This window comes from Sporosalibacterium faouarense, assembly GCF_016765695.1.
Taxonomy (GTDB): domain Bacteria; phylum Bacillota; class Clostridia; order Tissierellales; family VENL01; genus Sporosalibacterium; species Sporosalibacterium faouarense.
This window is the reverse complement of the sequence record NZ_JAETGO010000045.1, coordinates 37,090-60,966: the sequence shown is the minus strand read 5'-3', so window position 1 is coordinate 60,966 and position 23,877 is coordinate 37,090. Positions and strand designations below refer to the sequence as shown.

28 protein-coding genes and 2 riboswitches are annotated in these 23,877 nt (G+C 30.6%); of the genes, 4 read left to right on the top strand and 24 right to left on the bottom strand.

Features of this window, described 5'->3' with window-relative positions:
• Positions 1–60: 60 nt before the first annotated feature.
• Positions 61–810, bottom strand: coding sequence for a hypothetical protein (locus JMO20_RS09380; RefSeq protein ID WP_202709324.1), 750 nt, complete (start codon positions 808–810; stop codon positions 61–63).
• 267 nt (positions 811–1,077) lie between these two features.
• On the opposite strand from JMO20_RS09380, the gene JMO20_RS09375 reads away from it, so the two are divergent.
• The 3 genes from JMO20_RS09375 (at position 1,078) to JMO20_RS09365 (ending at position 4,354) form a co-directional block, all read left to right on the top strand.
• Positions 1,078–1,767 (top strand): response regulator transcription factor, encoded by a 690-nt coding sequence (locus JMO20_RS09375; RefSeq protein ID WP_202709323.1) that lies wholly within the window; start codon positions 1,078–1,080, stop codon positions 1,765–1,767.
• A 1-nt stretch (position 1,768) separates the two neighbouring features.
• Complete coding sequence (locus JMO20_RS09370) at positions 1,769–3,181, top strand: ATP-binding protein (protein ID WP_202709322.1); 1,413 nt, start codon at positions 1,769–1,771, stop codon at positions 3,179–3,181.
• Positions 3,182–3,481: 300 nt separating this feature from the next.
• Positions 3,482–4,354, top strand: a complete 873-nt coding sequence (locus JMO20_RS09365) for a DUF4097 family beta strand repeat-containing protein (RefSeq protein ID WP_202709321.1) — start codon at positions 3,482–3,484, stop codon at positions 4,352–4,354.
• A 78-nt stretch (positions 4,355–4,432) separates the two neighbouring features.
• Here JMO20_RS09365 and JMO20_RS09360 read toward each other — a convergent pair whose 3' ends face one another.
• The 6 genes from JMO20_RS09360 to JMO20_RS09335 form a co-directional block, all read right to left on the bottom strand.
• Positions 4,433–4,645, bottom strand: a complete 213-nt coding sequence (locus JMO20_RS09360; protein WP_341534015.1) for a DUF1657 domain-containing protein — start codon at positions 4,643–4,645, stop codon at positions 4,433–4,435.
• Positions 4,646–4,728: 83 nt separating this feature from the next.
• Positions 4,729–5,082: a stage V sporulation protein AE gene (gene spoVAE / locus JMO20_RS09355; RefSeq protein WP_202709320.1), complete on the bottom strand. Its 354-nt coding sequence runs from the start codon at positions 5,080–5,082 to the stop codon at positions 4,729–4,731.
• A gap of 17 nt (positions 5,083–5,099) precedes the next feature.
• The gene (spoVAD, locus tag JMO20_RS09350) at positions 5,100–6,104 is read right to left on the bottom strand and encodes a stage V sporulation protein AD (RefSeq protein ID WP_202709319.1); all 1,005 of its coding nucleotides are present in this window, start codon (positions 6,102–6,104) and stop codon (positions 5,100–5,102) included.
• On the bottom strand, positions 6,105–6,584 hold the full coding sequence (gene spoVAC / locus JMO20_RS09345) for a stage V sporulation protein AC (RefSeq protein ID WP_202709318.1): 480 nt from the start codon (positions 6,582–6,584) through the stop codon (positions 6,105–6,107).
• 11 nt (positions 6,585–6,595) lie between these two features.
• Complete coding sequence (locus tag JMO20_RS09340; protein ID WP_202709317.1) at positions 6,596–7,456, bottom strand: DUF421 domain-containing protein; 861 nt, start codon at positions 7,454–7,456, stop codon at positions 6,596–6,598.
• Between the two features lie 11 nt (positions 7,457–7,467).
• Complete coding sequence (locus tag JMO20_RS09335) at positions 7,468–7,674, bottom strand: DUF1657 domain-containing protein (protein ID WP_202709316.1); 207 nt, start codon at positions 7,672–7,674, stop codon at positions 7,468–7,470.
• A gap of 213 nt (positions 7,675–7,887) precedes the next feature.
• Here JMO20_RS09335 and JMO20_RS09330 point away from each other — a divergent pair, with 213 nt between their 5' ends.
• The gene (locus JMO20_RS09330) at positions 7,888–8,067 is read left to right on the top strand and encodes a small, acid-soluble spore protein, alpha/beta type (protein ID WP_202709315.1); all 180 of its coding nucleotides are present in this window, start codon (positions 7,888–7,890) and stop codon (positions 8,065–8,067) included.
• 169 nt (positions 8,068–8,236) lie between these two features.
• Here the strand turns inward: JMO20_RS09330 and JMO20_RS09325 are convergent, their stop codons facing one another.
• From JMO20_RS09325 to JMO20_RS09245, 17 genes are all read right to left on the bottom strand, one after another.
• Positions 8,237–8,503: an SHOCT domain-containing protein gene (locus JMO20_RS09325; RefSeq protein WP_243414698.1), complete on the bottom strand. Its 267-nt coding sequence runs from the start codon at positions 8,501–8,503 to the stop codon at positions 8,237–8,239.
• Between the two features lie 82 nt (positions 8,504–8,585).
• A complete protein-coding gene (locus tag JMO20_RS09320) occupies positions 8,586–9,176 on the bottom strand; it encodes a CBO0543 family protein (RefSeq protein WP_202709314.1) in 591 nt (196 codons plus the stop codon).
• A 180-nt stretch (positions 9,177–9,356) separates the two neighbouring features.
• Complete coding sequence (locus tag JMO20_RS09315; protein ID WP_202709313.1) at positions 9,357–9,911, bottom strand: hemerythrin domain-containing protein; 555 nt, start codon at positions 9,909–9,911, stop codon at positions 9,357–9,359.
• 21 nt (positions 9,912–9,932) lie between these two features.
• Positions 9,933–10,292: a carboxymuconolactone decarboxylase family protein gene (locus JMO20_RS09310; RefSeq protein ID WP_202709312.1), complete on the bottom strand. Its 360-nt coding sequence runs from the start codon at positions 10,290–10,292 to the stop codon at positions 9,933–9,935.
• A 380-nt stretch (positions 10,293–10,672) separates the two neighbouring features.
• On the bottom strand, positions 10,673–11,380 hold the full coding sequence (gene ric, locus JMO20_RS09305; RefSeq protein ID WP_202709311.1) for an iron-sulfur cluster repair di-iron protein: 708 nt from the start codon (positions 11,378–11,380) through the stop codon (positions 10,673–10,675).
• Positions 11,381–11,529: 149 nt separating this feature from the next.
• On the bottom strand, positions 11,530–12,231 hold the full coding sequence (locus JMO20_RS09300) for a Crp/Fnr family transcriptional regulator (protein WP_202709310.1): 702 nt from the start codon (positions 12,229–12,231) through the stop codon (positions 11,530–11,532).
• A 76-nt stretch (positions 12,232–12,307) separates the two neighbouring features.
• Positions 12,308–13,498, bottom strand: coding sequence for an aspartate aminotransferase family protein (locus JMO20_RS09295; protein ID WP_202709309.1), 1,191 nt, complete (start codon positions 13,496–13,498; stop codon positions 12,308–12,310).
• A gap of 103 nt (positions 13,499–13,601) precedes the next feature.
• Complete coding sequence (gene dapD, locus JMO20_RS09290; RefSeq protein ID WP_279380090.1) at positions 13,602–14,339, bottom strand: 2,3,4,5-tetrahydropyridine-2,6-dicarboxylate N-acetyltransferase; 738 nt, start codon at positions 14,337–14,339, stop codon at positions 13,602–13,604.
• A 40-nt stretch (positions 14,340–14,379) separates the two neighbouring features.
• Positions 14,380–15,132, bottom strand: a complete 753-nt coding sequence (dapB, locus tag JMO20_RS09285; RefSeq protein ID WP_202709308.1) for a 4-hydroxy-tetrahydrodipicolinate reductase — start codon at positions 15,130–15,132, stop codon at positions 14,380–14,382.
• Positions 15,133–15,136: 4 nt separating this feature from the next.
• Complete coding sequence (gene dapA, locus JMO20_RS09280; protein ID WP_202709307.1) at positions 15,137–16,024, bottom strand: 4-hydroxy-tetrahydrodipicolinate synthase; 888 nt, start codon at positions 16,022–16,024, stop codon at positions 15,137–15,139.
• A complete protein-coding gene (locus JMO20_RS09275; protein WP_202709306.1) occupies positions 16,011–17,018 on the bottom strand; it encodes an aspartate-semialdehyde dehydrogenase in 1,008 nt (335 codons plus the stop codon). Before JMO20_RS09275 ends, dapA begins: the two co-directional genes overlap by 14 nt.
• A gap of 5 nt (positions 17,019–17,023) precedes the next feature.
• Complete coding sequence (gene dapF / locus JMO20_RS09270) at positions 17,024–17,872, bottom strand: diaminopimelate epimerase (protein WP_243414697.1); 849 nt, start codon at positions 17,870–17,872, stop codon at positions 17,024–17,026.
• Between the two features lie 121 nt (positions 17,873–17,993).
• On the bottom strand, positions 17,994–19,199 hold the full coding sequence (locus tag JMO20_RS09265; RefSeq protein ID WP_202709305.1) for an aspartate kinase: 1,206 nt from the start codon (positions 19,197–19,199) through the stop codon (positions 17,994–17,996).
• Between the two features lie 17 nt (positions 19,200–19,216).
• Positions 19,217–20,518, bottom strand: coding sequence for a diaminopimelate decarboxylase (lysA, locus tag JMO20_RS09260; protein ID WP_202709304.1), 1,302 nt, complete (start codon positions 20,516–20,518; stop codon positions 19,217–19,219).
• Positions 20,519–20,650: 132 nt separating this feature from the next.
• Positions 20,651–20,825: riboswitch (Lysine riboswitch) on the bottom strand.
• 97 nt (positions 20,826–20,922) lie between these two features.
• A riboswitch (Lysine riboswitch) is annotated at positions 20,923–21,090 on the bottom strand.
• A gap of 85 nt (positions 21,091–21,175) precedes the next feature.
• Positions 21,176–22,489, bottom strand: coding sequence for a GGDEF domain-containing protein (locus JMO20_RS09255; RefSeq protein WP_202709303.1), 1,314 nt, complete (start codon positions 22,487–22,489; stop codon positions 21,176–21,178).
• Between the two features lie 73 nt (positions 22,490–22,562).
• Positions 22,563–22,838, bottom strand: coding sequence for a hypothetical protein (locus JMO20_RS09250; RefSeq protein ID WP_202709302.1), 276 nt, complete (start codon positions 22,836–22,838; stop codon positions 22,563–22,565).
• 255 nt (positions 22,839–23,093) lie between these two features.
• The gene (locus JMO20_RS09245) at positions 23,094–23,870 is read right to left on the bottom strand and encodes a hypothetical protein (protein ID WP_202709301.1); all 777 of its coding nucleotides are present in this window, start codon (positions 23,868–23,870) and stop codon (positions 23,094–23,096) included.
• Between the last annotated feature and the right edge of the window lie 7 nt (positions 23,871–23,877).

Here is a 23,877-nt window from a genome sequence, read left to right as displayed (position 1 = left end):
AATATCCTCAGCTCTTTTAAAATACATTTACTTAACGTATTTGCAAAGCTACATCCTTTGCTATTGAACCATGCTCGTTATTATATCAATCTTATTGTTTTTATATTCTTCTATCTTATTTTCAATAAGATCATTTGTTTTCTTAAACTCACTAAGCATACTTCCTAATATTTCACTAACAGTTTCCGAATCATCGGATTCAATCGCTTCAATTAATTTCTTACGTGTCTCCCTGACTTCTTCTCTTTTAGCTTTCATTTTTTCTATCTTTTCTTTTCTCTTAGATTTCCATTCATCAGTTTTTTCTCTATTTCTTCTCTCTGAAAGCTGCTCCCTATTATCTTTAAATTTAGATTTCTGATTCTCCATAAATTCTTTAAACTCAGTTTTTGCTTCTTCTTCACTTAGCTTGCCATTGTCAATCTTTTCTTTTAACTCCTGTATTTTTTCTTCCTTCAGTTTTTTAAATTCATCAATTTTATCCTTGCGTTCATCATTGAATTTTCCTTTTTTATTATCTATTTTCTCAGCTCTCATTTCTCTTATTTCTTTTATTAATTCTTTTCTTGTTTCAATAGCTTCTTTCCAGTCATCTAATGTTTCTGGAGAATATTTCTCTATAATATCGAGAAATCCTTCTTCTCTCTTTTCTATAGATTCCCTAGCCTTAAACTTATCGTTTGTTTCTAATGGACTTTGTTTTTCTGTATTCTCCTCTGGCTCCTCAGCAAATGACATTGTTGGTATAGTCATTATTAATATTAGAGTAATACATAAAATGAACCTACCAATTCTAAACCTTTTTAGCATTTAATCAAACCTCCCAATTAATTATTTGGTTTTAAACTTAAGATTAGTATAACCATCAAATGTGATAAATTTATGATAAAAAGTTGAACAATTTTTGATTTTCTTGTCAAAAGTTGTGATGAATATATCTTTTTAGGTTATAAATGTATTTAATGTAAATATATTCTATTTTTGTGATGGTTTTATGATTTTTTTCTCTTTATGAAGTTATTAATAGCTTATTGTGTTATTATATCTCTATAGAAGTTGTTGATGGGAGGATTGTCTATGGAAAGTCAAAAAATACTTATTGTTGATGATGAGGAAAAAATGCGACAAGTCATAAAGATATTTCTTGAAAGAGAAGGCTTTCAGGTTGATGAAGCCCGTGATGGCAAGGATGCTCTAAATAAGCTTGATTCATTTGATTACTCTCTTCTCATTTTAGATGTAATGATGCCAAAAATAGACGGATGGACAGTATGTAGAAAGATTAGAGAAACCTCCGACCTACCCGTAATTATGCTTACTGCTAGAGGAGAAGAATATGATAAACTTTTTGGTTTTGAGCTAGGAGTTGATGACTATATTACTAAACCCTTTAGTCCCAAAGAAGTTGTAGCTAGAGTTAAAGCTGTTTTAAAAAGAGCAAATAATAAAACAAATGCTAAGTATAAAGACATAATAAATATAGGAAAATATATTAAAATAAATAATTTATCACAACAAGTTTTCTTGGAAGACAAAGAAATTTCTCTAACTCCTAAAGAATTTGAACTTCTTAAATTTCTCGCTAGAAATCCTGAGAGAGTCTATACAAGAGAACAGTTACTAGATAACATTTGGGGATACGACTTTTATGGTGATCTAAGAACAGTAGATACCCATATCAAACAGTTAAGAGAAAAACTTGCCCATCATAAAAAATGTATTCATACCGTTTGGGGAACGGGATATAAATTAAAGGTGGAAGAATAATATGAGGAGTATTTTAAGCAAGCTATGGTTAGGTATTACAGGATTAGTTATAATTATTATTGTTCTTATTTGGATATTTCAAATATTCTTTTTAAACAGATTTTATCTAAATGAGAGATCAAATCTTCTCCTGAATGAAGGTAAAGCTATTGCATCATTAATAGAAAAGACTGAAAATCTTGACCCTTTGTCTGTGAATATTAAAGACGAGATTGATGCTTTTACTTCTTCTTATACTGCGGGTATAATAATTTTTACCCCTAACCAAGGTGTTTTGTATAGTAGTGATAGTTCTAAAATTTTCAGAGATAATATCAATAGCTTTTTAAATTTTCGAGACATTAGAAGAGACCTTTTAAGCCAAAAAGTTTTTGTTAAGCAAAATAGAATTCATATATTAAATGCAACCTTTATTACAGTCGGCGTTCCCTTAGTTCATAACGATGAAATAGTAGGAACTGCTATATTAAGTTCTCCGGTTCAACCTATAAAAGAAACCATCACTATACTGAGAAGGCAATTGACAATTATTACTCTATTATCAATAGCAATAGGTACTGTTTTAGCCCTAATTCTAGCTAAAATTTTTACCAGTCCAATTGTAAAAATAAATCAAGCTGCTAAACAAATTGCTAAAGGAGATTTTTCATCCAAAGTTAATATTAAATCTAAGGATGAGATAGGTGTATTGGGCAAAACGATCAATAATCTATCTACACAGCTAGGTCAAACTGAGAAATTTAGACGGGAATTTATCGCTAATACATCCCATGAGCTTAAAACACCCATCAGTTTAATTAGAGCTTATGCAGAATTGGTAATGGAAACTAAAGGAGAAGAAAAGAAAAATACTGCTGATTATCTAAACGTAATTATAGATGAATCTAGCAGATTAAATAATATGGTAGAAGATATGCTATACCTTTCTAAAATGGAGGCTGGTTATTATACTCCTAACCTAACTGATTTCAATATTATTGAAACTATAAAGAAGGTATTAGATAAATTATCCCATATAGCTAAGGAAAATGAAATCTCTCTTATAAAAGATTTTTCTGCTGATAGTATAATGGTTACTGCTGATGAAGACAAAATATATCAAGTGATCCTTAATCTTATTAATAATGCCATAATGCACTCGACTAATGATACTACTGTCATAATTAAAATCTCAGATAGGCAGAACATGATTAGAATAGAAATTATTGATAATGGTATTGGTATTCCAGAAGAAGACCTTCCACATATATGGGACAGATTCTATAAAGTTGATAAATCAAGACAAAGAAATAATACTGGAACAGGATTAGGTATGTCTATTGTTAAAAACATTCTAGAAGCCCATAATTTTAAGTATGGTATCAATAGTAAAGTAAATAAAGGTACTAAAATATGGATAGAAATGACGAAGTAAGGAATCCATTCCTTTACTTCGTTTTTTTTATATTCTAATATTTAGTATGATAGGAGCAGAATTTTCAGTATATTAAGCTAGTTCAAGTAAGGTAGCTTTAATTATTTAAAATATATATTAAATATATAAATATAATATTTAATATTATTAAAAACCCTTCTTGACTTTTTAACTTATTGCAAGTATAATTAAATTAAATTCATATACATAATGAAACATTAAATCATTTCAATACTATTAATTAATTTAATTAATTTAATATTTGTCAATTAGTATATAGTAGTTACTTGGAGGGATTTCATGAAAAAGAGCGTTGATGTAAGAAAAAGTTTTAGTATTAAAGATATTAATAGGATTTATATTAAAGTATCAAGTCCAAATATAAACTTAATTGAAACTAATGAGGACAAATTAAAGGTTCATTTTCACGGCGAAGTTTCTACTAATAATGAAAATAATATCCCACAACTTTTTTGTGAAGTAGAAGAAGGTAAGATTAATATAGAAGTAAAAATAGAAAAGACATCAAATTTCAATTTAATTGGTTTTAACAGCTGGAGAGGTTCCTTAGTGTTAGATGTATATCTACCAAATACTTATAAAGAAGATTTAATTACTAAAGCTTCCTCAGGGGATACTTATATATCAAATATAAGCATATATAATTTAGAATGCAATTCTTCCTCTGGAAATATTGTCGCTAACTATATAAAAGCAAGTATTTCAAATTTCAGGACTTCTTCAGGTGATGCTTTATTTGAAAACTATGAGGGTAAATTAAGCATCTCAACTAGTTCAGGTAAGGCAAAAGTTAAATCACACAAAGGACCATTAGATATTTCCACTAGCTCAGGGAGCATAGATATTGAAGATTTAAATGGAGATTTAAATGCTTCCACAAGTTCTGGAAAATTAAATGCTAAATATAATGACTTTAATGAATGCACCAGTGATATTAAAACATCTTCTGGAAAGGTTTCATTAGGATTACCACCTGAATCTTGCTTCAAAATCCATGCTAAGGCATCATCAGGTAATATTGATATTGAATTTCCTGTTACAGTTAAAGGAACTATTAAACAAAATCATCTAAATGGCTTTGTTGGTGACAGTTCTAATAGCACTATAAACATAAAAACATCTTCAGGAAATGTTAATATATATAAACTTTAAACATGTTTTAACCCATTACAGCACCTTGTAAAATCAAGTCAAAAGCTTAGCTTTTGACTTGATTTTACATCTTTTTTATTACTGTTTATATTGAGGCTCTTGCTGCTCAATAAATTGTTGTCTTTTCTTTAATGTCTGAAGAGCACTGTCTAAACTTTGGGCTAACTGTTGATACTCTTTCTTGGCTTGTTGATCTTGTGTTTCTAAAGCAAAAGTTTTCATAGTAGCAGATGCACTTTGTACGCCAGCTATAGCCTGTTGCATTTGAGTTCCTACTGTCAAGCTAATCACCTCCTTTTCATAGTCAATGAGAATTATATTCTCATACAATTTCGGCACTAAATATTAGTAATCTATATTTAGAATTATAAAATTTATCCCTTTGGCTTGAAAATTAATGCTCCCAAAAAACCAAAAATTATAGCACAAGATATTCCTGCACTAGTCACTTCAAAAATTCCTGTTATGACTCCTATTATCCCATCTCGATTTGCCTCAGCTAATGCACCTTTTACTAGTGAATTGCCAAAGCTGCTAATTGGAACTGATGCACCAGCACCAGCAAATTTAATTAATGGTTCATACCAACCTAGACCTCCTAATATTGCCCCAACAACAACCAGAGTACTGGTAGTGTGAGCAGGTGTTAGTCTAAAAACATCCATCATTATTTGCCCTATTACGCATATACCTCCACCTATTATAAAAGCCCAAATAAATTTTTCCACTATATAGCACCTCTTTTCTATTCCATTTCTATCGACACAGCATGAGCAATGCAAGGTATACTTTCTTTCTGTTGATAAGATAAAGGAGATAATAATGCTCCTGTTGCTACAACCAAAATTTTCTTTAGATTTCCCTTTTTCATTTCCTTTAAAAAATGACCATATGTAACTGTGGCAGAACAAGCGCATCCACTTGCTCCTGCAAAAACTGGCTGACTATCACTATATATTAAAAGTCCACAGTCAGTTAAAATATCTTTTGGTACTTTAAGTCCATGTTTATCCAATAAGTCTCCAGCTATTCTATGTCCTACCGAACCTAAATCTCCAGTCGCTATAACATCGTAATATGAAGGATCAATATTCAAATCTCTAAAATGAGCTTCTATAGTATCAACTGCAGCAGGGGCCATGGCTCCTCCCATATTAAAAGGATCTGAAAGTCCCATATCCACTATTTTACCAATTGTGGCAGAAGTAAGTTTTGGTCCCTCTCCCTTCTTACCTACCAATGCTGCACCTGCACCAGTGACTGTCCATTGAGCAGTAGGTGGCTTCTGTCCACCATACTCTGTTGGATATCTAAATTGCTTTTCTACAGCAGCATTATGACTTGATGCTGCTGCAATTACATAGTTTGCTGCACTACTGTCGACTAATTGCCCTGCTAATGCTAATCCTTCCATTGAACTAGAACATGCTCCAAAAATTCCTAGAAATGGTACTCCTAAAGTTCTCGCAGCAAAGCTACTAGAAATAATTTGGTTCATCAGATCTCCACTGATTAAAAATCCAATATCTTCTTTCTTCATTCCTGCTTTTTGAATAGCCATTTCACAAGCTTGTTCTAATAATTTCTTTTCGGCTTTCTCAAAACTATCCTGTCCAAGCCAAATATCTTCGTGAAGAATATCAAAATCATTAGCTAGTTTCCCGTTTGCTTCAAAAGGACCCCCAACTGCAGCTGATGATAATATAACTGGTTTCGATTCAAATTGCCATGTTTGATGTCCTGCTAGCATTTACATCCCACCTAACCATTGAATTATGATTTTAATTATACTAACAATAAAGGCTGAAAATACTCCATAAGCAATTACTGAGCCAGACAGCTTAAACATATTTCCTCCTACACCTAAAACATATCCTTCACTCTTATGTTCGATAGCAGCAGAAGCAACTGTATTGGCGAATCCTGTTACGGGAATAGCAGTGCCTGCCCCTGCCCATTGGCCCATATGATCATACACTCCTAAACCAGTTAATAATACTGAGGTTATTATCAATACCGCTACCGTTGGATTGCCAGCTGTAGTTTCAGTAAAATCAAAATACTTTATGAAAAACCATTGTAAACCCTGTCCAATAGTACATATGGTTCCACCTACTAAAAAAGCCTTCAAACAGTTTTTTACTACAGGTCGTTTGGGTTCTCTTTGATTTGCAAAATCTTGATAATCTTGTTGAATCTTTGTTAGTTTTTTCTTCTTTTTATTTGACACTTTATCACCTTCTAATTGATTAAATATGGTTTAAGCTTTTTTATCATCTTATCTATCTTTTTAATATTCTTTAAATACATTTCTTTTGCAGTGGAATTTTCAGTTTCCAAAGAATAGGTAATAAGGTCTGCATGAACCTTTTGTAAATTGGCATAAAGAAGATCCTTTACTTTAGGCTGTGGATGTTGAATAGAATCATCAAAAAGATCTACAAACAAATCTCCTGAAGAATCAACTTGACCTATGAAAACATTGTCTATAGATATCCCCATTCCATTTAGCTGCGTTCCAACCCAATCTCTATTTAAACCTGCGTTAAACAAAGCCTCATCAATAATATTCCCATCTAAAATTATTGTTTGTGATTCCTTACTCATTGATACTTTTTCACCTAAATCTTTTGCTGTAATTGGCTTTTTATCTGACTTTAATAATACATTCACATCTCCTGTAGTCTCTAGCATCGCAAATTCAACATCTGCCAACGAAAAAACATTTTTTGTTCTCAATTCTCTTAATAGATCTTCTCCTGTCATTTTTAACTTACTAATATTTTCTTCTAATATCTTTCCATTCTTAATCAAAACAGTTTCTTTTCCATGAATAAATTCATATAGCATTTTACTTTTCATTGACAGGTAATCAAGGCCAACTGGAAATAGACTCCACACCATTAATGCTATAACTCCAAAAACCCAATTTTCAATAATTTTTACTGATGTTAAGGTAACTAGTATAATAATTACACCATAAGAAATGTAATCAAAGGCTGTCATTTTAGTAGGATGTTTTTTTCCCCTTATCTTTACCAATCCTAATGTTACAAAAAACAGTATTATAGTTCTTAATAATATTTCTACCCATTCTTTCATTATAGCTCCTCCTAATATCCCTTATATTGAGGCTCTTCTAGCTCTAATGTTTTAATTCTATTTTCTAAATCTTTTATTATTTCATTTGTTTCTTTAACTGACTCTTTAATAATATTTTTTGTATCTTCATTTTTTTCTTGCACTTGATATGTAGACAATGTAGCCTTAATACCTTTTAAATTAGCTAATGTTTGTGTAACTTGAGAATGTATTGTCATTAGGAATCCTCCTTAAATAACCCAACTAAAATTAATTTTTGCTAAATAGTAATATTTAATACAATTAACTTTTCATTTAACTAAGCAATTTTTGGTTTGAATGTTAAAAAGATTATGGATTATGAATCTTTTTTTTACACAAAATAAAACTATAATACAAATCTGTATATATTTTTACCATTTATCAAATTATTATTAATTAGGAGGTATAATATGAGTAAACTAAATTCCCCTTCTCCCCATGCACGACAAGCTTTGGAAGAAATGAAAGTAGAAATAGCTAAAGAACTAGGTGTATATGATACAGTTCAAAGAGACGGCTGGGGTGGAGTATCATCAAGAAATTGTGGAAATATAGTTAAAAAAGCTTTAGAGAAGCTACCAAATAAATAATTATTGTTACTCAATTATTTGAGGAAGTTACATATTAAAATTTTATGCAATTTCCTCATTTAAAATTAAAAATCGCTCCTTTTTTGAAAAGAGCGATTTTAATAGTAGTTCTTATTAAAATTAACTTTAATATTTTACTTCAGAAGTCACTTATCTAAATTATATGTGTTTATTCCTTTAGTTGATTCAACTTGCTTTTATATTCCTCTTCGTCAATTTCTCCTCTTGCATATCTTTCTTTAAGAATTTCAATAGCCCTATTAGAATGTGTATTCCCCATCGGTTTATAGCTTGAATTATCATTTCTTTTATTATTTTGAAGCACTTTAACTATAATTACAACAATTGCTACAACTATAGCTACTTTCAGTAAAGATCCTATTATCATCCATAGCCAGCCTAATCCGAAACTAAAATTAAACATATGTTGACTCATAATTCACTTCCCCCTTCTTTGAGATTCTTTCACACATATTTCAATATATATAATACTAATTTTCTATATTAAAGCTAGTATATCATAAAGTGGCTCTTCCCACGTAGAATCCAAATAAAAATATAGTAGCTATAAAAATTAGATGTTGTATAATCCATCCAATCCTACCAAATCGTAGCGTCTCAATGTTTAATGGTTTTCTGAATTTTTCTGACACAATTGTTCCTCCTATAAACTCAAAAGTTAGTAAGAATACCCACCACCAGGTATAGGAATCCCATCCATCCCAAAATCTATCATATTTAATTAATTCTGTAGTGTTTTCAAATAATAATTCTAATAGCACTCCTATATGTACAATAATCAAATAAAAGGGTACCTTATGATACCAAGATTTTGGACTATATCTTACTCCTATTAAAACATAAAGGGGAAACATAGTTAGTATTATTACAAATGGCATTGAAGATATGGATGGAAATAACCTATATGGATATGAATAAAATCCAACTTTGATAAAAAATATACAAATTAGCTCCCCTGTAATAGCACTGAACAAAAAGAGGGCACCATATTGCTTCCAATTGAATCTGAGAATGTATACAATTCCTATTGTCGAAAGTACTATTGAAAAGATAGTAATAAAAGTCTCTATATTTAGTCCAAAATTCATTATTACCCTCCCTAACAAATTAATCTATTCTTTATCTTTCCCATTTAGTAGTTTTTCTTACATTTGTATATCGTTTTCACCAAATTTATTTACTTTGTTATCAAAAAACAATCATTGTAATTTTATACAAAAATAAAAAAATACAAGGACACTAAATTAGCGCCCTTGTGTTTTGGGGAGTTACTCCATCATTTTTTCTAGTTCATCAACTAAATCAATATACCTTTGTTGTATACTTTCCTTTTCAGCTTCTTTTTCCACTTCTTCACACATTTCTTCTACTTCTTGTAAAGTTTCTTTCTTTAGTTTATTCTCTCCAAATTTATAAATGGCATTATCCTCTTTATCAATATGTCTATGAAGCAGATCAGTATATGATATAGCATTTGCAATAACATCTACACGAGAATCCATATCCCCATCTTGCACTCTCTGCACTGCTTCTTCAAGATTCTTCATATAAAGTCTTCCTAAATCATGTTCTGCAAGCATACCAAATATAGGTCCATTTGCAATAGCTTCACCAAGCTCCTCAGACATTTTCTTAAATAATATTTCTTCTTCTTTATTATGATGATGCTTATCAGCATAATTTCTTACAAAGTCTATTACTTTATAAAAAATATTATAATCTACATCTTCTCCATTAAGTACTTTAATACTTAGTTTTCTTACGACCTCTAGCATTCTCTTAATATACTTATGTTCTTCCATCATTAATTTTATAGCATTCATTTTATCACCTCATATATTTTTTTATTTATTAAACTTACTTTCCATATACTTAATTAACGGTGCAATTTGAACTAAAGTTGGTGCACCCTTCATCCAAACCTGTTGCTTTAAAACTTCAATAATCTCTTCTTTATTTGCCCCATATTTTATAGCTTTATTCATTTCAAGCTTAGCTCTAGTTTCATTATTGTCAAATATGGCAGTTGCTAGAGCTATAAGATATCTATATTTTAGTGGAATAACTCCACCTTCCCAGATTTCATGATGATACTCTGAAATTATTTTTTGAAAATTTTCACCGAAAGCTTCAGAAACCATGACTCCTGGAGGAACAAATCCTATCTCTTTCTTAAAATCCTCTCGCATTTTGTCCTTATCCATAATATCCCTCCATTAATTAGTAATTATATTCTAATATACTTTTATTATTTAGTATTACTTCCTTTATTTAGTTATATAATACTATTTTCTGCCAAGGAATAATGTGATTAGTATCATTTATCAATGTGACAAAAATCATATATTGATTTCAGGTATTAGATTTATATTTACTAAATCTAAGAGCTTAATTCTTAAAGCCCCAAAATTACATGTACTTATGAGTATAGATTTTTTATAAGACAATTATTAATCCAAAATAATATTCTTGTTTCCAGTTTATATTTGAATAAAATCTTAATATAAAATTTCCTCATTTAATAAGAACTGGTTACTAATTTTTATTAGTAACCAGTTCTTATTACTTTATTTCTCAATATATCTTAGTTTCTTTTTAATCTTTCAAATAAGATGTTATTTTCTAAATGTATGTGCTGAAATAAATCTGATTCAATGTTTTGAAGTTTTTCATAAGTTTTTTCAAATGTAAAACATCCTGTTGAAGGAACTTCATAATCGTTAGTAATTTTTCTAATCTCCTTTAATATGTCTCCTGCATTATCATGCTCGTTTTCAGTCTCTTCCATTACTTTTATAGCTTCATCTAACAACGATTTAGAAGGAGCTTTTTCGTATTCCTTAATTCTTGGAAATAAAATTTCCTCTTCTTTTATTAAGTGAGCTTCTATTTCTGTACGCAAACTATTAAATAGACTATGAACCTTAGAAAGAACATCTCCGGATTCTTCATAATGCACTTGTAATATTTTGCTTACTAGGTCAGTAGTTATCGGAAGAACCTCTTTCATATAGGAATGGTGCTTATTAACTATATAATCAATTAAATCTGTATATGACTCTTGAGTCCAATCCTTTTCCTGACTTACTTCATTTCTAAATATTTCATATTTTTCATTAAGTTCAGAAATAAGATTTTCTTCGTTTATATTTTGCTCATCAATAGCTTCTGATAATGGTCTGTCTCCTCCACAACAAAAATCAATATTATACTTCATAAATACATCTGTAGCTTTAGGGAATATAGTTGCAATCTCACCTATTTTTTGTTTTTTATTAAATACCTTTGTCATAATAAATTCCTCCTCTAAATTCTATAATTTAATATCTCAAGCTCTTTTTACAAAATCTTGCTATCAAAATTTCACTAAACTTAATATCTTGTTGTTACTTTAATTATAGGAGGAATTTGTTTAAATATCTTTGACCTCAGTCAAACAAATTAAAATAAATAATCTTCTAATTTTTCTTCATCAATTATTACTATTTTTTTCGTTCCAACTAACTCTATTATTCCTTCTTCTTCAAATTTCTTGAGTTTTCTACTAATTGTCTCCCTAGCAACTCCTGTATAATTTGACATATCACCTTTAGTAATAGGTAATTTCAAAGAAGTACCTTTAAGTACCTCTTTCCCATATTCTTCTTTTAAATCTAAAAGTAACTTAGCTATTCTAGCTTCAACATCATTTGTTGCTAAACTCTGAGCTAATGTTTCTACATTTGATAGCCTGTCACCTATAACCTCAAGTATCTTTAATCCAATCTCAGGCTTATCTAAAATAATTGCCTTCATTTTATCTTTTGTTAATGTGCAAATCTTAGTTTCCATAATTGCTTTTGCATTAAAATTATACTCGCCGTCTTTAAAAAGATTTAACTCACCAAAGAAATCTCCATTGGATAGGATATGAAGTATTTGCTCCTTTCCATCCTTAGTATACTTAAATAGCTTTATTCTACCTTCATTAATTATATATAAAGTATTTGCGTCTGTACCCTCTAAAAAAATAGTTTCTCCTTTTTTATATTCCCTATGTCCTGTCATCTTTATTATTTCAATCAATTCATCTCGGGACAAATTTGAAAATATAGGTACTTTTTTTGCACATAGATTATGTGTACATCTTTCACAATTAGCCATAATATTTTCCCCTTATTATAATTTTATGAATTTTATACCCTTAAATGGGATTTTAAACCTATTTATCCGAACGAGTTCATTCATTTATATCCTGTAATATTAGCTTAAACTTTGATAAAAACTCATCTATCTCACCAAATGAAATGGTTAACGCAGGCAACAATCTAACAACTGTTTTATTAGTTATATTCAACAACAATTTCCTCTCTATGCCTTTAGTCTTAATTTCTTTTGCATAATCACCAACATCTATACCAATCATCAATCCCCGTCCTCTAACCTCTTTAATAATCTTGGGAAATTTACCCCTAAGCTCATATACTTTATTAAAAATATAACGACTCTTATTTTTAACTTCTTTTTTAAAACCATTCTTATTAACAGTTGCCAAAATATATTCACCTGCTGCACAAGCTAGAGAATTTCCTCCAAAGGTACTTCCATGATCTCCATGTTGAAGAACTTCTGAAATTTGTTCGTTTACAAGCATAGCCCCTAGAGGGATTCCTCCACCTAATGATTTAGCTAAGGTAACTATATGGGGCGTAAATTCATATTTCTCATAAGCAAATAAGTCTCCTACTCTACCTAGTCCTGTTTGAATCTCATCAACTATAATTAAGAAATTATATTTATTTGCAAGTTCAACCAAAGTATCAATAAATTCTTGAGTAGCCTCTTTAATGCCACCCTCTCCTTGAATCATCTCTAAGAAAACTGCACAAGTATTTTCATTAACTTTTTCTCTAAGTGAGATTATATCATTAAAAATAAAGTGACCCACTCCTGATAACAAAGGTTGAAAATCGTTTTGATATTTCTTTTGTCCAGTTAATGTTAAACTACCACAAGTTCTACCATGAAAAGAATTGTAGGCTGTAAGTATTTCAATCTTATTTCTATTTAATTCTTTACCAAATTTTCTTGCCAGTTTAATTGCCGCTTCATTTGCCTCAGCACCTGAGTTAGTAAAAAACACTTTAGATGCAAAGCTAGATTCTACTAATAGTTTCGCAAGCTTTACTGTAGGCTCAGATACGAAGTAATTAGACAGATGAATAAATTTAGAGGCTTGACTAGCAATTCTAGATAGAACTTCAGGATTACTTAACCCTAAATTATTTACTGCAATACCACTATACATATCTAGATATTTATTTCCATCTTCATCATAAAGGTAAGACCCTCTACCTTCTGTGATTTTTAATTTGTCTCTTCTATATACATTTAAAACGTATTTTTTATCTTCCTCAAAAATATTACTCATACTTAACACCCCCTATTACATTGGTATATAAGTGAGAAATTTGTGTATTTTGAAACTAATACATTGAATCACAAAATTTTAATACACAATTTCCTCAATAATATTATTTTCTTAAATCATCTAATATCTTTACTTTATCCGCTGTCTTTGCATCCTTTTCTTTAATCACCCTTGCTGGTGTACCAGCTACGACGCTATTGGCAGGTACATCTCTAGTAACCATAGATCCTGCAGCTACCACTGCTCCTTTACCTACTCTTACTCCCTCTAAAACAACTGCGTTCGCTCCAATAAGTACATCATCTTCAATTATTACAGGTGTTTTGCTAGGTGGCTCTAATACTCCTGCTATTACTGCTCCTGCTCCTACATGGACATTGTTACCAATAGTTCCTCGTGCCCCAACCACTGCATTCATATCAATCATTGTATTTTCACCGATTTCAGCCCCTATATTTATAACAGCTCCCATCATTATAACTGCATTCTCACCGATTTCTACCATATCTCTAATAATGGCACCGGGCTCAATACGAGCTTTAATATCCTTTATATCCAAAAGTGGAATCGCCGAGTTTCTCCTATCATTTTCAATATGGAAGTCTTCAATTTTTTCTTTATATTTTCTAAGAATATTTAATATATCGTCATATTCTCCAAACACTATCTTTGAGTTTCCTTCCCCAAAAACTTTTAAGCCTGTAAAGTCCATTTCATCAAGATTTCCCTTGATATACAGCTTTATCGGTGTAGATTTTTTTGCTTCCTTGATAAACCTTGCAATTTCATAGGCATTATTTAACTGCTTTTCAGTGTTTAACATTCTACCTTCAATAGTCATTTGCATTTCATCCTTTCTTAAATTTGTTTATTATCTTATCTCAAAAAATGTCATCTATAGTGTAAAATCCCGGCTGGCTCTCTATGATAAATTTAGCACTCCTTATAGCTCCCATGGCAAAGATATTTTTAGATAGAGCAGTATGCTTTATTTCTATTACTTCATCAAGACCTGCGAAAATAACAGAATGCTCTCCAGCTATAGTCCCACCACGAATTGCATGGATGCCAATCTCATTATTCTTTCTCCTGGCATCTTTCCCTTCTCTACCATAAACATATTCTTTCTTATTACTTAAAGATTCATTAATAGTATTAGCTAATAAATAAGCCGTACCACTAGGAGCATCTAATTTTTTATTATGATGTTTTTCAATAATCTCTATATCAAAGCTTTCATCTATAACTGGACTTATCTGTCTCAAAACCTTTCTTAATACATTGACGCCTAAGGACATATTTGACGAATAAAGAATCGGGATATTCTTAGATGCTTCCTGTATTCCCTCCATATGTTCTTTGGTAAGCCCTGTAGTTGCTATCACCAATGGAATACGTTTATTTACAGCAAACTCTAACATCTCTTCTAAATAGGATGTATGAGAAAAATCTATGATAATATCTACTTCTTCTTTATAGTCATATGGACTATTATAAACTGGATAATTATTTTCATGCTTGACTGTATCTCTATCAATTCCAGCAACAATTTCGAAGTCATTCTCCATCATTAACTGATTACTCATTACCTGACCCATTTTGCCATTGCATCCATAAAGTATAACTTTTATCATTGAATTACCTCCTACTAATTAAACCTATTTCTTCTAAATTATTTAAAAGTATTTCTATATTTTGTGGCTCCATCTTAGTTAATGGTAGTCTCACTTCCCCTGCATCCATACCTAATATGTTCATTGCTGTCTTTATAGGCATTGGATTTGTCTCAATAAATAGTGAGTTTATTAATCCATTAAGATGTAATTGTAGTTCTCTTGCATGGTCAATTTTTCCACTTAAATAACTTGAAACTATATCATGAGTTTCCTTAGGTAAAATATTAGCTACAACTGATATTACCCCTTGACCTCCCAGTGATAAGAGTGGCACTATTTGATCATCATTTCCTGAATAAATATAGAAATCATCAGGGCATATTCTAGCTATCTCTGCTACTTGACTAATATTACCACTAGCTTCTTTTACACCTTGTATATTAGGATGACTAGCCAACTGGAATACTGTTTTAGGCGTCATATTTAATCCAGTTCTTCCCGGAACATTATATAGTATAATAGGTATATTTATGCTATCTGCAATAGTGGTATAGTGCTTTATTAACCCTTTCTGAGTAGTTTTATTATAATAGGGTGTTACTATCAAAAGGCCATTTGCACCCACTTCTTGTGAATATTTACTTAATTCTATTGCTTCAATTGTATTATTACTACCTGTTCCCGCAATCACAGGTATACGATTATTAACCTGTTCAACCGTAAATCTTATAACTTTCTTTTTTTCTTCCCTTGTCATAGTAGAAGCTTCCCCTGTTGTTCCACAGATTATAATTGCATCAGTACTATTTTCAATATGCCATTCAATTAATTCTTCAAGCTTTTGATAATTAACCTTATTACTTTTAAATGGTGTTACAAGCGCCACACCTGAACCCTTAAATAATGTCATTTTCATCATCCTCCAATAACAGTTCTGCTATTTGAACTGTGTTTGTAGCTGCACCTTTACGAATATTGTCTGCCACAACCCATATATTAAGTCCATTTTCCAAGCTAAAATCCCTTCTTATCCTACCTACGTAAACGTCATCCGTTCCTTCAGCATATAAAGGCATAGGATATATGTTTTCTTTTGGATTATCCTTTATAATTATTCCTTGAGCTTTTTCTAAGACACTATATACATCTCTAATTTCAAAGTTATTTTCAAACTCAACATTCACTGAAATACTGTGTCCATACTTTACAGGAACCCTAACTGTTGTAGCAGTTATCCTTAGTTCATCATTGCCAAGTATTTTCTTTGTTTCTTCAATCATCTTTATTTCCTCCTTTGTATATCCATTATCCATAAATATATCTATATGAGGCAGACAATTGAATGCTATTGGATGAGGATATTTAGAGTTTTCAATACCATTAACTCCATTTTTTAAGTCTTTTATTCCTCCTACTCCAGATCCAGACACTGCTTGATAAGTAGAATAGACTACCCTCTTTATTTTAAAAGCATTGTCTAATACTTTAAGGGGCAATATTGCCTGTATTGTACTACAATTTGGATTCGCTATTATTCCATTATGCCATTTAATATCCTCTGGATTTGCTTCTGGTACAATCAAAGGCACATCTTTTTCCATTCTCCATGCGCTACTATTATCTATAACTATAATCCCTTTGTCCCTTGCTATTGGTGCAAACCTCTTACTAACCTCACCACCTGCAGAAAATAAAGCTATATCTATTTCTCTATCAAATGACTCTTCACTTAACTCTTCCACAACAAACTCTTTCCCTCTAAAAGATAATACTTGTCCCTTTGATTTAGCTGAAGCAAAAAAGTATATTTCATTAACAGGGAAGTCCCTTTCCTCTAAAACTTGTATAAATGTCCTACCAACCATTCCTGTTGCTCCTACTATAGCTAAATTAATTCTCTTCATTTTTATCACTCCTCTATAGATTCATTATAATAGCCTGTACATATAAGCTCAGCAGGCCCAGTCATATACACTCCATCATTTGTGTTTTCTATTTCTAGACTGCCCCCAAGGACATGTATATTAACTCGGTCACTTGTTCTATTAATCTTTTGACTTGTAATTGCTACTGCAGTTGAACCTGTGCCACAGGCTAATGTCTGACCAACCCCTCTTTCCCAAGTAATTACCTTTAAATTATGATCATCAATAATTTCGCAAAAGTTTACATTAGTTTTCTCTGGAAATATAGGCAGATTCTCTATATAGAATCCCAATTCACTAATATCTATTTCTTCAAGATCATCTACAAATACTACTGTATGAATGGTTCCCATAAGTAAAGCAGTAATTTTAAACATTTTATTATTAATATTAATATCTTCTTCTATAAACTGTTCTTTATCTGTTTTTATAGGAAATTTGCTAGTATCAAAGGAAGCTTTGCCCATATTAACTTTAATTCTATCTATACTGTCTTCTTTATTTCCCTTTAGAATATCTATTTTAATAATCCCTGCTAAGGTTTCAACATCAAAGTTTTCTTTATCAACAATTCCTTTATCATAAACATACTTTCCAAAGCATCTTATTCCATTTCCACACATCGGAGCTATTGATCCATCGGCATTGTAAAATATCATTTTCACATCTGCTATTTTAGACTGTGCTACAACTATCATACCGTCTGCTCCTATCCCAAAATGTCTATCACATACTTCCTTAGCTAGTTTTGATAAGGATGGTAGTTCTTCCTTATTACCATTAAATATAATGAAGTCATTACCTGCTCCTTGAAGTTTCTCAAAATATATCAAAGATATCTCCCCTTTATTTATACTAAAAAATAGTTCAATCCAGTACATTTTTCATAAATTTAAGTACTAAGCATTGCCCAAAAAATTATTTATTCTTTATAAATAATGCTACTTATCTTATTTAAAGGTTAAAAGTCTTGGCAAGCATATTTACAGCTCTCAGCTTATCCTTAGATTTAATAGTATATGAAATACTTATCTCAGAAGTGGTAACCTGTTTAAACTCAATACTATGGTCTGCGAACAGTTTAAATACTTTAGATGCCACGCCTGATTCATTCCTCATTCCAGTACCAATAACGGATATTTTCGTAATATCAGCATCTTTTTGTAATTCTATACCGCCGTATTTTCCTTTTAAACTTCTCATTATATCATCTATAGTTGATTCATCCTCTTTAGATGTGGTAAATGATATGTTTACATGACCTTGATTTGGAGATGTTTGGCTTATCATATCTATATTCACATCTTGACCTGCTAATCTTCCAAATACATCGGATATATTCACTGGGGAATACGGCACATGATTAACTGTTATCATCAATACATTATCACTAACACTTAAGCCAGTTATACTTTTCTGTTCCATAGTTTGATCAAACTCCTTTATATAAGTTCCTTTTATATCCTTATGGCTTGATGCCACATATATTGGTACATTATACTTCTTTCCTAATTCAACTGATCTCGGTTCCATGACCTTAGCTCCTAAGCTAGACATTTCCATCATTTCTTCATAGCTTATATATTCAAGTTTCTTAGCATCAGCATATACTCTTGGATCTATACTATATATACCTTCAACATCTGTATATATCTCACAAGCACATTCCAACTTCGCAGCCAAGGCAACTGCTGTAGTATCTGAGCCACCTCGACCTAGTGTTGTTATATCTCCTATTTCATTAATACCTTGGAACCCTGCTACAACAACAATTTTTCCCTGTTGTACATGTTTTTTAATATTATCAATATTTACTCGTGCTATCTTATTTTTTGTATGCACTCCTTCGGTTCTAATACCTGCTTGAAATCCTGTTAGTGATATAGAATCATATCCTTTTTCTTTCAAAATCATTGATAAAAGAGATATCGAAACCTGCTCTCCAGTAGACATAAGCATATCTAGTTCTCTTTTACATGGATTGACAGAAATTGATTCAGCCATTTTTAAAAGCTGATTCGTCGTTTTTCCCATTGCTGAAGCAACGACAACCACATTATGACCTTGATTAATTTTATTAATTATTTTATTTGTAATATTCTGCATTTTTTCTATTGACTCAACTGATGTACCACCATATTTTTGTACTATGATATTCAATAGAATCCCCCTCTCTATCAGATGACCAAATCATTTCTTATAATATCTTCATAGGTTTCTCTTCTAACCACACATTTGCTTTCTTTGTTCTTTACAAATACTACTGGAGGCCTAGGCAATCTATTATAATTACTGGCCATACTATAGTTATATGCTCCCGTGCTAGATACTGCTATCACATCATCAATATTTGGATGAGGAAGAGATATATTTTTTACAATGATGTCACCTGATTCGCAGCATTTACCCGTAATAGTGTAAGTATCTTCATTAGGATCTACCATTCTATTAGCTATTGCAGCTTCGTACTGTGCCCCATATAAAGCAGTTCTCGGATTATCATTCATTCCTCCATCTACAAATACATAATGTTTTCCCCCATAGGTATTCTTTGTACTTCCTACTCTATATAGTGTAGTACCCGCATTTGCAATTATAGTTCTACCAGGTTCTATCATAATCTTAGGAGTAATCACTCCTAATTCTCTAGCTTTCTCCTTTATGTTCACAATCATATTTTGTAGAAATTGATTCAAATCTATAGGTGAATCTCCTTGGGAGTAGTAAATTCCAAATCCACCACCTAGATTTAATTCTTTAACGTCAACATTACTTTTTTCTTTAATCCTTTTTATTAGTTCTAGCATTACATTGCTTTGCTCATAGAATGATTTTTCTTGAAATATTTGTGAACCTATGTGACTGTGTAATCCTTTAAATTCTATATATCTACTAGAATTAATTTTATTAATAATTTCATAAATATCTTCAGTGAAAATACTTTCTCCAAACTTAGAGTCATTTTTAGTAGTTTTTATATATTCATGAGTATGGGCCTCAATCCCAGGATTAACTCTCAGTAAAATAGCTATATCCTTATCTAAAGATTTACACAACTTTTCAATTAATTCTATTTCATTCCTATTATCAACAATGATTCTACCTACACCGGCTTCTATAGCCATTGTCAACTCATCTCTAGTCTTATTATTGCCATGCATATATATCTTCTCTAGGGGAAAACCTGCTTTAATCGCAGTATATAGTTCGCCTCCCGATACCACATCTAGAGATAATCCTTCTTCCTCTATTAACTGACACATAGCTATACTAAGAAAAGCTTTTGATGCATATATAACTTCAGCATCAATATCCTTGTGTGAAAAGTTTAATCTAAATGATTGACATCTTTCCCTTACTAAAGCCTCATCCACTATATAAAGTGGTGTTCCATATTCACTTATTAAATCCATTGAGTCACATCCACCTATTTCTAAATGACCTTTATTATTAATATTCATCGTTCCAAAAAGCTTCATTTGATAATTCTCCTTTCATTTTCTATTTTATATGAATTTATCTTAATTATAGTTTTATTTAAATTATTTATTCAAAAAATTAACAGTCATGAGCAAAAGGGCTCATGACTGTTAAAAAGTCGCCTCCTGCCCCAATGTGATAAGTGCTCCATCAGAAAATTGGGCAATCTTCCGACGACAGTGCTATGTTTATTCAACATAGCCCCAGCATATAACTTAAACTATATGCTTCGGCGATAGTCCCTTTCCCACGTTTCATATATATACTATGGTACTCTTGACTTATCGCGGCCTCTACACCACACTGTTTGTTATATAAAGTTTGAAAGATTCATAATGGTAACAAAAAACAGCCATGAGCAAAAGGAAACTCATGACTGTTATATACAATCGCCTTCTGCCCCAACGTGATAAGTGCTCCATCAGAAAATTGGGCAATCTTCCAACGACAGTGCTATGTTTATTCAACATAGCCCCAGCATATAGTTTCTAAGCTATACGCTTCGGCGACAGTTCCTTTCCTATATATTTTAATATAGTACTCTTAACCTATCGCGGCCTCTACACCACATTGTTATTCGTTTATTAGTATTGTTTAATAATTTAACACATAAAAGTATCTATGTCAACAAAAGTTTTTAAAAATTTTCTAAATATTTATGCAATACCACTATATTGAGTTACTTTGTTCCTTCCATTTTCCTTCGAGAAATACAAAGCTTCATCAGCCCTTTTAATTAAACTAGTTACGTTATCAGCATCATTAGGATATTCTGCAATTCCAAAACTAACTGTTACTGGTGTATTTTCATTTTTGTCATTAGTTATAATTAATTGAGATAATTTCTCTCTAATCCAATCTACCTTTTCATAAATATCTAGAGTACTAGTCTCAGTGAATACGATAACAAATTCTTCTCCACCATATCTTGCTACAATATCTTTTCCTTCTCTAATATTTTCTTTTATAAACTTACTTATCCTGCGTAATACTTTGTCCCCATGAAGATGACCATAAGTATCATTAAACTTTTTAAAATAATCTACATCCATCACAGCAATTGCAATAGGTTCATCAGAGATATCATGTCCATTTATTTCATTATTAAGATATTTATCTAGATAAGTTCTATTCCACACTTGAGTTAAACCATCTACCATAGCTACGGAAACTAATTTAGCTTTATATATAAAGTTTTGCAACACTATTGTAATATTTTCTATCACAATTTCAAAAAAATTATTTTCCAATGATTCCATTCTATATCTGCTAATATCTTCTATCATTAGAGCGCCTAACATCTTGTCCCCCAGATTTAAAGGAATGAAATAAAAATAACATATTCCTCTATATATAGCTGTGGGATAATCTAATATCTCATCTCCACAAATTATACTTGCATCGGCACCTTGATTAGTCTGATAGAATATCTCTTTTAGCTTATTATTAGCGTACTTCTCCATATGACTACGATATTTATCTTCTATATTTGTTGCAGCTATACTTAATCCTCTAGGAGTATTAAGAAATATTGTGCAATACTTAACTTCATAGTGGTTTCTTATAACATTACATATCTTTTTCGTTGACTCTAATAAGGTCATTTCTTCATCCTTAATTGCTAATCTCAAAATATCTCTTAAAATAATATTTCCTTCTGATTCTAATAATTTATTCTGTAATACATTTATTTCTTTGTTCTTATTTCTAAAAATAAAGTGACTTATAATTATAGTCAGCAGTAGAGATATGGTAAAAAATAAAATATAATAATTGTTTTTACTACTAGACATTATGTAATTACTTACTATCATTGCGAACATAATAATCATTATATATAAAATCTTTTTATAGATGGGATTCTTTAGCCAAATAAAGTTCATAATTGGTATTATCAATATGTATATATGCTTGTTAAAATATCCTAAAATTAGTGCTATCATTAGAGTTAACATTACTATTATATTCATTTAAACACCTCTATGGTAATTAATTCAATTATAGAAAGTCTATCTTAAGTATAAAATTCTTCATTTATTTAAATTATAGATATTCATAAATGTATATTTGATTTTTTAAATCAGACTTACTAAAAGCTTCTAACTTATTTGACTTATCTTCTGTCTCCAGAAACAAGAGATGCTTAGTCTCCAAGATGAATATTCCTCTTCTTATTTCAAGATTTTCATTTCCTTTTAGGTATTTGGGATACACTTCTACTAATTTATTTAACTTTGGTAATTCCTTTACTTTTTCTCTTTTTTTCTTATGGCTCTTTGACGAATACCCTCTAATAGTGTACTTAAATTTTCCTTTCACTTTTTTAACCCCCTAACCAAATTTGAAATGTTACGCCTTGGTAATATATTCAAATTTTATCAAATAATGTCGTGGAGTTCAATAGTTTTACAGAAATAAGTAAATTTTTTTATAAGATTCTATGAAATTAACGCATATTTTGTCGTTTTTTCACCATTAATGAACAGTAGTATCGCCATTAATTACTAATTTGTTGAACGAACTTGGATTGGGTACTCCCTAATAATTTTCTTAATCTATCTTTGACCGGTCTTGTTATTCGTGGATCATGGTGTAACCAATAACAGTATAGTTATTATATCTAAATTCTTTATTGTCTAAAAAAATATTTCTATCTGAAGCATGGACAATAAAAAATGTCAGACCATCTAAGACGTTAAATCTAGAATATGATTCCATATACTTTCCATCAATATTAAAAGGATTGTACATTCCAATTTTCAATCCCATTTCTCTATTATCACCATATGTATTCTGAGCAACAATACTATTAATTTTATCAATAACAATTTGCTGCTTTTCTTTCTCTGTGATTCCTAAGTTTGATATATTAGTGTATATTCTATTATTACTAGAATTATAGTAATATGCTAAATCATTATTGGAATTAAAATATATTAGCTTCCCCCCAGATTCTTTAGTAAAAAAATATGGTGGGCTCCATTTATCGTTTTTCTTAGCTACATAACATTTATCACTATATACAATCATTTTAATTAATATATTTTTCTTTATTTGCCTATAAAGATCCTCATTATAGTAATTAGTGTACAAAGTCTCATAGAACTCTTGCAGTAATCTTTCCTTATCAACTTCTATAGATTCTTCATACATATTCTTCTTATATCCTTTAGATGTATTGTTAAAGTTACTTCTAGTATTATTTACGTTATTAGCTAATGCTTTAGCTGATAAGCTCAAGGCATAATTAATATCTTGGACTGCATAATTATTTTGATATAGGTTATAAGCAGCGAGAAAAGTAACCACAATAAATGAAATTACAATTATATATGCAACCAGTTTTCCCATCTCAATC

Bases quoted from the DNA above. Each gene is read 5' to 3' on its own strand.
- ric (WP_202709311.1), bottom strand. From the start codon at position 11,380: ATGACAAAGGTATTTAATAAAAAACAAAAAATAGGTGAGATTGCAACT.
- JMO20_RS09295 (WP_202709309.1), bottom strand. From the start codon at position 13,498: ATGAGTAATATTTTTGAGGAAGATAAAAAATACGTTTTAAATGTATAT.
- lysA (WP_202709304.1), bottom strand. From the start codon at position 20,518: ATGAAGCTTTTTGGAACGATGAATATTAATAATAAAGGTCATTTAGAA.
- JMO20_RS09275 (WP_202709306.1), bottom strand. From the start codon at position 17,018: ATGAAGAGAATTAATTTAGCTATAGTAGGAGCAACAGGAATGGTTGGT.
- JMO20_RS09380 (WP_202709324.1), bottom strand. From the start codon at position 810: ATGCTAAAAAGGTTTAGAATTGGTAGGTTCATTTTATGTATTACTCTA.
- JMO20_RS09330 (WP_202709315.1), top strand. From the start codon at position 7,888: ATGAGTAAACTAAATTCCCCTTCTCCCCATGCACGACAAGCTTTGGAA.
- dapA (WP_202709307.1), bottom strand. From the start codon at position 16,024: ATGACATTATTTAAGGGTTCAGGTGTGGCGCTTGTAACACCATTTAAA.
- JMO20_RS09340 (WP_202709317.1), bottom strand. From the start codon at position 7,456: ATGAAAGAATGGGTAGAAATATTATTAAGAACTATAATACTGTTTTTT.
- JMO20_RS09325 (WP_243414698.1), bottom strand. From the start codon at position 8,503: ATGAGTCAACATATGTTTAATTTTAGTTTCGGATTAGGCTGGCTATGG.
- JMO20_RS09370 (WP_202709322.1), top strand. From the start codon at position 1,769: ATGAGGAGTATTTTAAGCAAGCTATGGTTAGGTATTACAGGATTAGTT.
- dapB (WP_202709308.1), bottom strand. From the start codon at position 15,132: ATGATAAAAGTTATACTTTATGGATGCAATGGCAAAATGGGTCAGGTA.
- JMO20_RS09300 (WP_202709310.1), bottom strand. From the start codon at position 12,231: ATGGCTAATTGTGAAAGATGTACACATAATCTATGTGCAAAAAAAGTA.
- JMO20_RS09320 (WP_202709314.1), bottom strand. From the start codon at position 9,176: ATGAATTTTGGACTAAATATAGAGACTTTTATTACTATCTTTTCAATA.
- JMO20_RS09315 (WP_202709313.1), bottom strand. From the start codon at position 9,911: ATGAATGCTATAAAATTAATGATGGAAGAACATAAGTATATTAAGAGA.
- JMO20_RS09310 (WP_202709312.1), bottom strand. From the start codon at position 10,292: ATGGATAAGGACAAAATGCGAGAGGATTTTAAGAAAGAGATAGGATTT.
- spoVAD (WP_202709319.1), bottom strand. From the start codon at position 6,104: ATGCTAGCAGGACATCAAACATGGCAATTTGAATCGAAACCAGTTATA.
- JMO20_RS09365 (WP_202709321.1), top strand. From the start codon at position 3,482: ATGAAAAAGAGCGTTGATGTAAGAAAAAGTTTTAGTATTAAAGATATT.
- JMO20_RS09255 (WP_202709303.1), bottom strand. From the start codon at position 22,489: ATGAATATAATAGTAATGTTAACTCTAATGATAGCACTAATTTTAGGA.
- JMO20_RS09375 (WP_202709323.1), top strand. From the start codon at position 1,078: ATGGAAAGTCAAAAAATACTTATTGTTGATGATGAGGAAAAAATGCGA.
- JMO20_RS09245 (WP_202709301.1), bottom strand. From the start codon at position 23,870: ATGGGAAAACTGGTTGCATATATAATTGTAATTTCATTTATTGTGGTT.
- dapD (WP_279380090.1), bottom strand. From the start codon at position 14,339: ATGACTATTGAAGGTAGAATGTTAAACACTGAAAAGCAGTTAAATAAT.
- JMO20_RS09335 (WP_202709316.1), bottom strand. From the start codon at position 7,674: ATGACAATACATTCTCAAGTTACACAAACATTAGCTAATTTAAAAGGT.